The organism is Pseudomonas sp. Tn43, assembly GCF_014192635.1.
Lineage (GTDB): Bacteria > Pseudomonadota > Gammaproteobacteria > Pseudomonadales > Pseudomonadaceae > Aquipseudomonas.
The window spans coordinates 523,762-536,126 of record NZ_JACHYG010000001.1 but is presented as its reverse complement, the minus strand read 5'-3'; the positions used below and the strand labels follow the sequence as shown (position 1 = coordinate 536,126).

At 55.8% G+C, this 12,365-nt stretch carries 12 protein-coding genes; 8 read left to right on the top strand and 4 right to left on the bottom strand.

Annotation, left to right across the window (positions count from 1 at the left end; translation table 11 throughout):
* Positions 1–309: 309 nt before the first annotated feature.
* From FHW68_RS27395 to FHW68_RS02355, 4 genes are all read right to left on the bottom strand, one after another.
* Positions 310–978: a winged helix-turn-helix domain-containing protein gene (locus FHW68_RS27395; protein ID WP_095631797.1), complete on the bottom strand. Its 669-nt coding sequence runs from the start codon at positions 976–978 to the stop codon at positions 310–312.
* A gap of 39 nt (positions 979–1,017) precedes the next feature.
* Positions 1,018–1,773 carry an EAL domain-containing protein gene (locus tag FHW68_RS02365; RefSeq protein ID WP_183678511.1) on the bottom strand — a complete coding sequence of 252 codons (756 nt, stop codon included), beginning with the start codon at positions 1,771–1,773 and terminating at the stop codon, positions 1,018–1,020.
* Between the two features lie 11 nt (positions 1,774–1,784).
* Complete coding sequence (locus FHW68_RS02360; protein ID WP_183678502.1) at positions 1,785–2,516, bottom strand: winged helix-turn-helix domain-containing protein; 732 nt, start codon at positions 2,514–2,516, stop codon at positions 1,785–1,787.
* A 978-nt stretch (positions 2,517–3,494) separates the two neighbouring features.
* Positions 3,495–4,217: a pirin family protein gene (locus FHW68_RS02355; protein ID WP_183678500.1), complete on the bottom strand. Its 723-nt coding sequence runs from the start codon at positions 4,215–4,217 to the stop codon at positions 3,495–3,497.
* A gap of 213 nt (positions 4,218–4,430) precedes the next feature.
* Between FHW68_RS02355 and FHW68_RS02350 the strand changes: the two genes are divergently transcribed.
* From FHW68_RS02350 to ycaC, 8 genes are all read left to right on the top strand, one after another.
* Positions 4,431–5,381, top strand: a complete 951-nt coding sequence (locus tag FHW68_RS02350; RefSeq protein ID WP_095631793.1) for a GlxA family transcriptional regulator — start codon at positions 4,431–4,433, stop codon at positions 5,379–5,381.
* Positions 5,382–5,649: 268 nt separating this feature from the next.
* Positions 5,650–6,474: an alpha/beta fold hydrolase gene (locus FHW68_RS02345; RefSeq protein ID WP_183678498.1), complete on the top strand. Its 825-nt coding sequence runs from the start codon at positions 5,650–5,652 to the stop codon at positions 6,472–6,474.
* Positions 6,475–6,729: 255 nt separating this feature from the next.
* The gene (locus FHW68_RS02340) at positions 6,730–7,653 is read left to right on the top strand and encodes a LysR family transcriptional regulator (protein WP_183678496.1); all 924 of its coding nucleotides are present in this window, start codon (positions 6,730–6,732) and stop codon (positions 7,651–7,653) included.
* 497 nt (positions 7,654–8,150) lie between these two features.
* Positions 8,151–8,531, top strand: coding sequence for a DUF6124 family protein (locus FHW68_RS02335; protein ID WP_095631790.1), 381 nt, complete (start codon positions 8,151–8,153; stop codon positions 8,529–8,531).
* Positions 8,532–8,791: 260 nt separating this feature from the next.
* Complete coding sequence (locus FHW68_RS02330) at positions 8,792–9,208, top strand: DoxX family protein (RefSeq protein ID WP_095631789.1); 417 nt, start codon at positions 8,792–8,794, stop codon at positions 9,206–9,208.
* Complete coding sequence (locus tag FHW68_RS02325; RefSeq protein ID WP_183678494.1) at positions 9,201–9,791, top strand: antibiotic biosynthesis monooxygenase; 591 nt, start codon at positions 9,201–9,203, stop codon at positions 9,789–9,791. Before FHW68_RS02330 ends, FHW68_RS02325 begins: the two co-directional genes overlap by 8 nt.
* 9 nt (positions 9,792–9,800) lie before the next feature.
* Positions 9,801–11,639 carry an amidohydrolase gene (locus FHW68_RS02320; protein WP_183678492.1) on the top strand — a complete coding sequence of 613 codons (1,839 nt, stop codon included), beginning with the start codon at positions 9,801–9,803 and terminating at the stop codon, positions 11,637–11,639.
* A 68-nt stretch (positions 11,640–11,707) separates the two neighbouring features.
* Positions 11,708–12,334, top strand: coding sequence for an isochorismate family cysteine hydrolase YcaC (ycaC, locus tag FHW68_RS02315; RefSeq protein WP_095631786.1), 627 nt, complete (start codon positions 11,708–11,710; stop codon positions 12,332–12,334).
* The last annotated feature ends 31 nt before the right edge of the window (positions 12,335–12,365 follow it).

Below are 12,365 nucleotides of genomic sequence, written 5' to 3'. Positions count from 1 at the left end.
TACGGTTGTCTCAGTGTCCAGGTTTTATACTAGTACCTAATTCTTTGTGGGTGTCTGACGAATTATAACGGCCACTCTTGAAGAGGCCTTGTTATAAAAGGTCGTGCTGTTTTGTTAGGACGATATCACTCAATCATCTATATAATTGCAGCATTCGATAAACGTAAGCGAGGATTTGAAACGGAGCCGCAGACGTGAGGGATATGATGCACGTCGGTATGTGCGGTGCCAGGAGGCAGGTCGCGGGAGTGGATGGATCAGGTGGAGCGGGGAGTCGCGTTTATTGTTATTGTTTTTGCGAACTCTCGCTCAGTAAGCGACTCTTATCCTCTGGGCCAGGCAGTAACCACGGTTTCTGACCGAGCGTACCAGTCGCTCGCCATTAGCCGCAGTCTTGAACTTCTTCTGTAGCCGACTCAAGCACATTTCAAGTCCGCTATATTGGTCCGGATCTTTATCGATGCGTAGAATAAGATCATGTTTGCTGAGTACTCGTCGATCGCTGAGGATCAATTGAGTGAGCATTAACGATTCGGTTCCGGTCAATGAAATAGTGATGTCTTCTTTGAACAGTGTTCGATCGTCAGCATTAAACCACCAGATATCAGGATTGCCTTGGGACTCTTTAACCCGACTGACTGCCGAAATGAACTCTTCGTCAGCCACCGGCTTCTTGAGAAAACCATCAACACCAAAGTGTGAGAAGTGATGGAGTTCCGAAGATTCAGAGTTGGGCGTTATGAGGATGATTTCCGCATCTTTTTGATTTTTACGGATGAAACTGACGTCGCTTAACGATATGTCCGCCTGGTCGAGCAGGATGTGCGTGAATCGACTCTTTCGGATGCGCTCGCTGCTGAGTTTGCCTGACTCGATTTCAAAAGATAAATACAGGCGTTGCGCGAGAAGCGATTCGATTGCTTGTCGGGCCAGTTGGTCCCGGGTGAAAATCAGAAAGCTGTTATTCGGGGTATTCACAATAAGGTTCCTTCCTAGTCGGGTGAAGTTTTCAACAACCTAAATAAGCTCAGTCGGCGAGTAGTACCTCCCCTGAAAAAAGTCGAAGGGCATGCTGCGAGCCAGTGTGTGCAGCGCTTTGTGCTCCACCCGGTCCGCCACGAATTTGATCTTGCTGTCATGGATCATGCCGCTCAGACAGTCGTAAGACCGGTTGAAAAAGTCCTGGCTGTTTTCGACCATGATGTCGAAATTAGATTTGGTCAGGTCCACTTTTATATAATCGAACAGCGTCAGGCTAATCAGTTTTTCAGTGCTGTCGTCGCTTAAGTCATAGCCGTCAAAGGCGATTTCGATCCCATTGTCTTTCAGTAAATGAATGTGATTGATAATGGTTCTTTTTTCTTTCAGGTTGAACGACAGGAACGAACTGCTGTTAATGCTGGGGATTAGCTGTTGCTCATGCTTTTTGAGTATCGCTTGAGCATCGTTCATTTCCTTGATCAGCGCTTTATCCAATAAGGCAGATTGGTTCATGGTCACAAACAGTTTGTTTGGCACCGGTGCGGAGTGGGAAGGCATGGCCTCAATCTGCGAGAGGGCATTCAATTGGATCCGTGTCAGGACTTCGTAATAAGTCGCCAGCGGATGGTCGGAATGGAGTTGTTGATACCCCTTGTTCAGCGGCGTCTCCTGTTTGGTCGCCTTGGCATAAATTTCGCTGCCGAACAGTTCATCGTTCCGTTTCAGAATCGATTGCCTGAAGAAGACCAATGCGAAGTTTTCATGCGCTATAGCTTGCCTGCCGGGCTCCATTACTTAATCCTTTAAGAGTGAAAATTTGTTTGATTAACAGAGACGACTCCTCGAAGCAGTCGATAACCATAACCACGCACGCTGTGAATAATGTTAATGCCGAAGTGCTTTTTGATTTTGTTTCGAAGGCGGCTTATGGATTTCTCCAAAACACGTGAGTCGTAGAGTTTTATATTCAAACCCATGGACTCTGCCATGCAATCATGGTGCAGGATATTACCTTCTGCATTGATCAGCGCATCCAGGGCTTTCATTTCCTGATAGGCCAGATCCAGTTTGTACTCATTGTTGTATAAGTGCAGGCATGTTTGATCCAGGGTCAACTTTACACTTGGCTGCCATTCGGGAGTTTCTATCAGCTCTGAGAGTAGTCTGGCTTTTTCATCCTGATCGTTAGGGACATTGATACAATGATTAGCGCCGGCCAGGTAGCATTCAATTTTAGCGTGCGGAGAGCGATAGTTGATTGCGACGATAATGGCCAGTTCCGCCGGGTTCGTACGTAATTTCTTGATCAGCGCCAGGCAATCATTAAATATGGAGGGGCTTTCGATATCTATCAATACAGTATCGAGTTTTTGCGTTTCGATATCCAGGCTTGTCGGGCTTGGATAATCTAATGTATAAACATGTTTGAGATCAGGTACAAATAGTTGGCGAAGTTTCTCGGTTGAGCGCCAAGTGCGCCCAATAGCGAGAATACCCCTCTGGCTATTATCGGTTTTGCTCTCAGTACTCATCATGCAAATTACTCATATGTGCTGGCGTTGCAATCTTAATACACAAAATACTGACGTTATCTGACTTTTTATAACATTTTCCGTCTTGAACACACGTCGCTCCATGCCCTGTAGTTTTAGCTGATTCAATGACATAGGCAAATGCCGAGGGCTTAAGCCCATGGTGTTTGTGATCGAACGTTAGTTGGTGACTCCCTCCAGTCGGACTAGGGTTTTTTAGGTTGACTTTTCTACGGGCGATACCGGCGCAATGGCCAATTGCCCACTTGGCTGCAGAATGAAGCACAACTGCGAAGTCTTGCGTTTGAACTGTGCGGATGTCCGCGTTTGAAAATTGTAGTTGATTTATAAGGATATTCCACGGTGTTTCAAGCTGATGTAGTGCACAATCGGAAGGTGATCAACAAGCGACCGCCTCATTTTAGGGCGATTGACTCTATTAGTTGAGCCATTTTGGATTATATTCGTAATATTTTGCTCGGGGGGATAATTTGTCAACGTGTAGTTTATGCTGTTTGGGATTGAAAAAATCCAAAACTTGATATTAAAGCGCCATTAAATTTTTATGTACTAACCGGGGGAGGAGCCCGGTTACGGACTCTTTTCGCAAACTAACCCTCCCGCATCGAATCGAACGACCCGCATGGCGGGAGCCATCCAGAATGCGTCGCTCTTGAGTGCCGGCGGGTTTGACTTAGATAGCAAAGCCCTGAGCGCGTTGGCAGCAAGCGGCCGCCGAGGGCATGGTTGCATCCTTTTATAGAGCGTCTGGATCGCGGTTACGCCATGCAATTGAGGGGGATGGTTTGCCGGTGGGCAGGAATGATCCGGTGGGCAGATTCACAGCTACATGTGCCGCGATTCCGATATTCCGATTCTAACGACAGCCTGGTCGCGGCGGGCGGTATGCGCAGCTGTTCAACGAGCAGGCTCGTGGTTATCGCTGTGCCAGCCCGCGCATTTTAATGTGGCGAGGGGGCTTCACGGCATCTGCGGCAACTCTTGCGGCCGCAAATCAAACACCAGCACCTCGGCATCCATGCCGTTGCTCAATGTCAGCACGTGCTCCTCACGAACCCGCACACCATCGCCTTCCTGCAACTGGACGCCGTTCAACTCGACACTGCCACGCGCCACATGCACATAGGCGTAGCGATTGGCGGCCAGCTGCAGCGTGGCGCTTTCCTTGCCGTCGATCAGGCCGGCATACACACGCGCATCCTGGCGAACTTTCAGCGACCCGTTGGCGCCATCAGGCGAGATGATCAGTTGCAAGCGCCCGCGTTTTTTCTGCGTGCTGAAGTGTTCTTGCTGATAACGCGGTTTGGCGCCGCTGACCTCTGGCACGATCCAGATTTGCAGAAAGTGCACCGGTTTGCTCGGCGAATGGTTGAATTCGCTGTGAGCCACGCCGCTGCCAGCGCTCATCAACTGCACATCACCGGGGCGGATCACCGAACCGGTGCCCAGAGTGTCTTTGTGTTCCAGGGCGCCTTCGAGCACATAGGAAAAAATCTCCATGTCACGGTGAGGGTGCTGGCCAAAGCCTTTGCCGGCTGCCACGCGGTCGTCGTTGATCACCAGCAGGTCGGAAAAACCCTGCTCCCGCGGGTTGCGGTAGTTGGCGAAGGAGAAAGTGTGGAACGATTTCAACCAACCGTGATTGGCCGCGCCACGATCCGAAGCTTTACGAAGGGTCAGCATGATGAAATCTCCTGTCAGGACGTGAATTCGTCCGAGTGAGGAGAAGGTTAATGTTTACTGTTTGGTGCAATAAGTAGATGGAAATTGAAATACTGTCTCTTTAGAGTTGACAATTTTTGGTGCCGGTTCACGTATTCTAGTGGTTACATTTGGCCCTGATGCTCAGCGCAGCTGACGCTAACCTTCTTCTTTGATATCAGTGATGTTCAATCCATGAAAACCGTGGCAATGGTGCTGTTCCCCGACTTTCTTCTGCTCGACATGGCCGGTCCGATGGAGGTGTTTTCCATCGCCAATCGTTATCTGCAACCGGCGGACCGTTACGAGCTGTCAACCATCGGCACCGAGCCGGGTGCGCTGCGAGCCTCCAACGGCGTTAACGTCCACGCTGATTTGCCTATCGATCAGGCGAACGAGCGCTATGACTTGTTGCTGGTGCCGGGCGGTCCGGGGGCCTACAACGAAAAACATCCACCGTTGCTAGGCTGGCTTCAGGGCGCTGTTACCCGGTCGAACCGTTATGGGTCGATCTGCACCGGCGCATTCGTGCTCGGGCATGCCGGGCTGCTGGACGGTTATCGCGTGACCACTCACTGGCATTACACCGAACGCCTGATCAAAGGCTTCCCCAAGGCCACTGTCGAGACCGATCAGATTTACGTGCAGGACCGCAATCTCATCACCTCTGGCGGAGTCACTGCAGGCATCGACCTGGCGCTGGCGGTGGTTGCCGAAGACCATGGCAAAAAGGTTGCCCAGGACGTCGCCAAGGTATTGTTGGTCGTCATGAAACGCCAGGGCGGGCAGGCGCAGTTCAGCCCGTTGATGGCGGCAGTGGCACCCCATGAAACGCCGATCACCCGGGTGCAGAACCACGTGCTCGAACACCTCGATGAAGCGTTCAGCATCGAACGCATGGCCAGTCTGGTGAACATGAGTGCGCGGCACTTCGCCCGGGTTTTCGCCCGGGAAGTGAACATGACGCCCATGGAGTTTTTGCAAAGTGCGCGCATCGATTGCGCCCGAAACCTGCTGGAAACCACTGACCTGCCGCTCAAGACCGTGGCCTATAAAAGTGGCTTCGGCAGCGTGCGGCATATGCGTTTTCTGTTCAGTGACAAGCTCGGCCTGACCCCCACTCAATACCGCGAACAGTTCAGTTAGGAAGCGTTGGCCGTCATGCGCACTGTGATGGTCGTGATGCTCCTTGCGTGGTCGTTGTACCGACATCCATGCCTGCCAGGATACCCGTGAACTCATTGCCAGGAAGGTGCGGGCACACCATTAAAAATTAATAACTTTTAATTCGTCGTGCGTCCGGTCAACGCTCAATAATCCATCTCTTCAAGTTCAAGGCACCTGTCGGCTGATTCCGGTCGAGGAAGTGAGCACCGGGAACGTCGCAAAAATCCATGCATGAGGAGGCATCACAATGAGTACCTTTACCACCCGAGACGGCACCGAGATTTACTACAAGGACTGGGGCACCGGTCAGCCGATCGTCTTCAGCCACGGCTGGCCATTGAACGCCGACAGCTGGGAGTCGCAGATGATCTTCCTGGCTTCCAAAGGCTACCGGGTCATTGCCCATGATCGCCGTGGTCACGGTCGTTCGAGCCAGCCATGGTTCGGCAATGAAATGGACACTTACGCAGATGATCTGGCGCAGCTGATCGAGCATCTAAACCTGCAAAATGCCGTGCTGTTCGGCTTCTCCACCGGCGGTGGCGAAGTGGCGCGCTACATCGGTCGCCACGGCACTGGTCGCGTGGCCAAAGCCGGGCTGATTTCCGCAGTGCCGCCGTTGATGCTCAAGACCGAAGCCAACCCTGGCGGCTTGCCGCTGGAAGTGTTCGACGGTATTCGTCAGGCGTCCCTGGCCGACCGTTCGCAGCTGTACAAGGATCTGGCCAGCGGTCCGTTCTTTGGCTTCAACCGCCCGGGTGCCAAGCCGTCCCAAGGCATGATCGACTGGTTCTGGCTGCAGGGCATGATGTCCGGGCACAAGAACGCGTATGACTGCATCAAGGCGTTCTCCGAAACCGACTTCACCGAAGACCTGAACAAATTCGACGTGCCGACCCTGGTGGTGCATGGCGACGACGACCAGGTCGTGCCGATCGAAGCCGCCGGCATCGCTGCGGCGAAACTGGTCAAGGGCTCCACATTGAAAATCTACCCGGGAGCCCCCCACGGCCTGACCGATACTCATAAGGATCAACTCAACGAAGATCTGCTGACGTTCATCAAGGGCTGATCAAGATCCAAAGATCGCAGCCTTCGGCAGCGCCTACGCGGTGATGTGAACGCCCGGAGCTGCCGGAGGCTGCGATCTTTAGCCAGTACGTTCGTTCTGAAAAAAGATTTGCGCAGAGGGCGTTATTGTTGGTCGCACAGGCTTTGGCTTGCGAGTTAAACGTTGTTAATTTCTCGATGGGCATGGCTGTCTCGAGCACAGTCGGCCACACTCGTTAACCCCGTGCCGGGCTGAAAACACAATGGGATTGTGCTTATGAACCGTAACGATCTGCGCCGCGTCGACATGAACCTGCTGGTGATTTTCGAGGCATTGATGTTCGAAAAAAACCTGACACGCGTCGCCGAGAAGCTGTTCATGGGCCAGCCGGCGGTGAGTGCTGCGCTGGGACGGCTGCGTGATTTGTTCGACGATCCGTTGTTGCTGCGCAATGGTCGCGGCATGGAGCCGACGGCGCGGGCACTGGCGATTCTCAAGGAATTGCAACCGGCGATGGACACGATCTCGGGAGCGGTCAGCCGCGCCAAGGAATTCGATCCGGCGAACAGTTGCGATGTTTTTCGCATCGGGCTGTCGGACGATGCCGAGTTCGGACTGTTTCCGCCGTTGTTGCGCAAACTGCAAGAAGAAGCGCCGGGGATCGTGGTTGTGGTGCGTCGCGCCAACTACCTGCTGATGCCGGCGTTGCTCGCCTCTGGCGAGATTTCGGTGGGGGTGAGTTACACCACCGACCTGCCGGCCAATGCCAAGCGCAAACGCCTGCGCGACATTCCCTGCAAAGTGCTGCGCGGTGACGATCGTCCAGGGCCGCTGACCCTCGACGAATATTGCGCGCGGCCGCACGCGATGGTGTCGTTCTCCGGTGACCTGAGCGGCAACATCGATGTGGATCTGGCCAAAGTCGGGCGCTCTCGCCGGGTGGTGCTGGGTGTGCCGCAATTCAGCGGTTTGCGCGCGTTGCTCGCCGGCACCGAGATGATCGCTACTGTCCCCGATTACGCAGCCTGCGCGTTGGTTGAGGGATGCGCTTTGCGCGCCGAAGATCCGCCGTTCCCCATCGATGCGGCGCAGTTGTCGATGGCGTGGAGCGGGGTGCATGACAACGACCCTGCCGAGAAATGGCTGCGTTCGCGGATCAGTCAGTTCATGTCGGTGGCGCTGGATATTCCGGTGGTTTAAGGCTGCGAATACAGGTTTTCAAAACTCCTCAAACACTGTGGGAGCGGGCTTGCCCGCGATGACGTCGGCACATCTGCATTGGTGTCGACTGGCAGACCGCTATCGCGGGCAAGCCCGCTCCCACAAGAATCTGTGTCTGTCTGACAGATTTGTTGAATAGTGTTGAAGATGATTTCCGGGAAGCTACAGATCCTTGCGCCGTTGCCTACGACTGCGCCAGAATCCGCCGGCTTGTGCGCTTTGGGCCTGGTCTTTATCGTTTCCGCATCGCTGCCAATCAGCGATCGGGTTTAGCGACTCGGACTATTCAAAGTGCATCAGTGCTCCAGACTTCATTGCCGACTTTTGACGTCTGCAATTGCGTTATGGTGGCTGTATGCGGGAGACCTTCGGGTCTACCGGGTGCCTTTGACCGGTTCGCTAACCTGCATACAGTCGCCACCCTTATTTGTTTAGCGACAGGTGCTGGTGGTGCTATTTTCCAAAGGAGATTCACCATGTTCAAAGCCACACCTAACCCGCCAGAAATCGACGACGTTTCCCCCTACGATCCCCTCGATCCCAAAAAACTCAACGAAGCCGCCGAGCGTGCTCTCGATCACTACTTCAAACCGTCCGACCCCGACGGCGCCAATCAGCCCCCGCGCAAACCGAGCACGATTTACACCGTCGCCCTGGGCATCGACATCGAAGAGCTGCTGGTCAATGCCTGTGAATCCTTTGCCTCGGCCAAGGTGATCGCCAGTGACTGTGCCGGGTTTCTGGAGGGGTCGCAGCGCAATACGATACTGGGCGTCGCGCAGCTCATCATGCTGGGTGAACTGGCTGTGAGCCGGGCGCTGGATAGTCTGGAATTGAAGGCTGATTCATCCCGGTAACGAAACAAACTTGTGGCGAGGGGGCTTGCCCCCGTCCGGCTGCGCAGCAGTCGTAAAACCTGAGCATGCGGTTTGCCAGACAGACGGTGATTGCAGGTTTTGGTGCCGCTTCGCAGCCCAACGGGGGCAAGCCCCCTCGCCACAGTGAGTTGTGTTGTCTTTGTATACGGCGTTCCCCGTACAAAGAGAGCACGTACATTCAATTTTTTCCTACCCCGTCACTGCACTATTCAGGGCAATGATTGAACAAGGGTAGGGCCATGAACGCTTCCCAACGGAATGAACGGGCGCAAGATTTCGGGCTGCTGTTTCTGCGTGTCAGCGGCGGGCTGTTTCTGTTGTGTGTGCACGGCTTGCCGAAACTGCTCGATTACAGCGCCGAACTGCAGCGCATCGAAGACCCGTTCCACCTCGGCGCTCACCTCACGCTAATCCTGGCGATCTTCGCCGAAGTGCTGTGCCCATTGCTGATCGTCGCTGGCGTATTTGTGCGTCTGGCGTGCCTGCCTGTTTTGTTTGTGCTGCTGGTGGCGATGCTGATCGTGCATCCGCAATGGAGCGTGGCCGAAGGGCAGTTCGGCTGGCTGCTGTTGATTCTGTTCACCAGCATTTTCATCGCCGGGCCCGGACGGCTGGCGCTCAATATTCGTTTCGCCGGAGCCCTCCGTTATGCCTGATTCCAATCGTATCGATGAGATCGTGACGCTGATCGTCAAACATCGGGTCAAGGCCGGTTTTGAAGCAGCCTATGAAGCCTGGTTGCGCAACATCGTCAGTGTGGCCGGGCAACGCGAAGGGCACTTGGGCGTGGATGTGATTCGCGGCAAGAGCGGTGGCCTCGACCTGTTCACCTGCGTGCTGCGGTTTTGCTCCACTGACGCGATGCAGCGCTGGCTCGACTCGCCACAACGCCAGGCCCTGGTCGACGAAGCTGCGCCGATGCTGGCCGACGGCGACCAGACCGAGGTCAACCCGGTCAATGAATTCTGGTTCGCACCGCTGGCTGAGGCCGGTTCGCCACCGCCGCGCTGGAAGCAGGCCGTGGTGACGTTGCTGGTGATCCTGCCGCACACCTTGCTGGTGCCGCTGCTCTGGGGACCGCTGTTGCAGCTCAATGCCTTCCTGTCCAACTACGTGGTCGCCACTTTTCTGATCACCCTGACTATCGTGCTGTCGGTGGTGTACGTCTTTATGCCGCTGGTCACGCGCCTGTTCGCGCCGTGGCTGGAAGCCGGCCAGTCCCATTCCACACAGCCTTAAGGAAACGCGATGAACGCCGATCTGATTTTGTTCAATGGCCAATTCCATACCGTTGACCGTGAGAAGCCTCTCGCCAGTGCCGTGGCGATCAGCGACGGCCGCTTTGTCGTGGTCGGTACCGATGCCGATGCCATGGCCCTGCGCGGTTCGGGCACACAGATCATCGACCTCAAGGGCCGTTGCGTCATCCCCGGCCTCAACGACTCGCACTTGCACCTGATCCGTGGTGGTTTGAACTACAACCTCGAACTGCGCTGGGAAGGTGTGCCGTCCCTGGCCGATGCCTTGCGCATGCTCAAGGATCAGGCCGACCGCACGCCCACGCCGCAGTGGGTGCGGGTGGTGGGTGGCTGGAACGAATTTCAGTTTGCCGAAAAACGTATGCCGACGCTGGAAGAGCTTAACCAGGCCGCACCCGATACACCGGTGTTCGTGCTGCATTTGTACGATCGCGCCTTGCTCAACCGCGCCGCATTGCGCGTCGCCGGTTACACCCGCAACACGCCGAACCCACCGGGCGGCGAGATTGTGCGCGATGCCAACGGTGAGCCGACCGGCATGCTGGTGGCCCGCCCCAACGCGATGATTTTGTACTCGACCCTGGCCAAGGGGCCGAAGTTGCCGCTGGAGTATCAGGTCAACTCGACCCGCCAGTTCATGCGCGAACTCAATCGCCTGGGCCTGACCAGCGCCATCGATGCCGGCGGTGGTTTCCAGAATTACCCGGACGACTACGCGGTGATCGAGCAGTTGGCCAAGGACCAGCAACTGACCGTGCGCATCGCCTACAACCTGTTCACCCAGAAGCCCAAGGAAGAACTGACCGACTTCAAGAACTGGACCGGCAGCGTCAAGTTGCATCAGGGCGACGACTTCCTGCGGCACAACGGCGCCGGGGAAATGCTGGTGTTCTCGGCGGCGGATTTCGAAGACTTCCTCGAGCCGCGTCCAGACTTGCCGGCAACCATGGAAGACGAGCTGGAACCGGTGGTTCGCCACCTCGTCGAGCAGCGCTGGCCGTTCCGTTTGCATGCGACCTACAACGAATCCATCAGCCGCATGCTCGACGTGTTCGAGAAGGTCAACCGCGACATTCCCTTCAACGGTTTGCCGTGGTTCTTCGATCACGCCGAAACCATTACCCCACAGAACATCGAGCGGGTAAGGGCGTTGGGCGGTGGCATCGCGATCCAGGATCGCATGGCGTTCCAGGGCGAGTATTTCGCCGAGCGTTACGGCGCCAAGGCCGCCGAAAACACACCGCCAATCAAGCGCATGCTGGCTGAAGGTGTACCGGTGGGCGCCGGCACCGATGCGACTCGAGTGTCCAGCTACAACCCTTGGACTTCGTTGTACTGGATGGTCAGCGGTCGCACCGTCGGCGGGCTGGCCTTGCACAGCGAAGGCCTGCCCCGGCAGACCGCGCTGGAACTGTTCACCCATGGCAGTGCCTGGTTTTCCTCCGAACAAGGCAAGAAAGGCCAGATCAAGGTCGGGCAACTGGCCGACGTCGCCGCCCTGAGCGCGGACTTTTTCAGTGTCGAGGAAGAAGCCATCAAGTGGATCGAATCGGTATTGACCGTGGTTGGCGGCAAAGTGGTGTACGCCGCTGGCGAGTTCGAAAAACTCGGGCCTCCCAGCGTGCCAGTGCTGCCGGACTGGTCGCCGGTGGTCAAGGTGCCTGGTCACTGGCGTCCGGCTTCACCGATGCAGGCGCAGGTTCACCAGTGCAGCGGGCCGTGCGCGGTGCATTCCCACAGCCATGAACGGGCGCGCTTGTCGAATGCGCCGGTCAGCGATTTCCAGGGGTTCTGGGGCGCGTTTGGCTGCTCGTGCTTTGCCTTCTAGTGATTAAAAAATGCGTCGGCCTGGTGGGTCGGCGTCCCTGAAAAAGTCCATTCCGCGAGGAGTTTCACATGAGCAACGTTCCTTACAAGCGTCTGAACAAAGATGATGCAGTGGTACTGCTGGTTGATCACCAGACTGGCCTGATCTCGTTGGTGCAGGATTTCTCGCCCAACGAATTCAAGAACAACGTGCTGGCCCTGGGCGACATCGCCAAGTTCTTTGATCTGCCGACCATCCTCACCACCAGTTTCGACAGCGGCCCGAACGGCCCGATCGTGCCGGAGCTTAAAGAGCAGTTCCCGGACGCTCCGTTCATTGCACGCCCGGGCCAGATCAATGCCTGGGACAACGAAGACTTCGTCAAAGCCGTGAAGGCCACTGGCCGTAAGCAACTGATCATTGCCGGTGTTGTGACGGATGTCTGTGTGGCGTTCCCGACACTGTCGGCGCTGGCTGAAGGGTTTGAGGTGTTCGTGGTAACCGACGCTTCCGGCACCTTCAACACCACGGTGCAACAGGCGGCGTGGGCTCGCATGTCGGCTGCCGGTGCGCAACTGCTGAACTGGTTCTCCGTGGCCTGCGAGCTGCAGGGCGACTGGCGCAACGACATGGAAGGCCTGGCCAACCTGTTGTCCCAGCGCATTCCGAACTACCGCAACCTGATCAACAGCTACACGACGTTCACCGCGAAGTAAGAGGTATGGCGGCCGGTATCGGCCGGCCGCT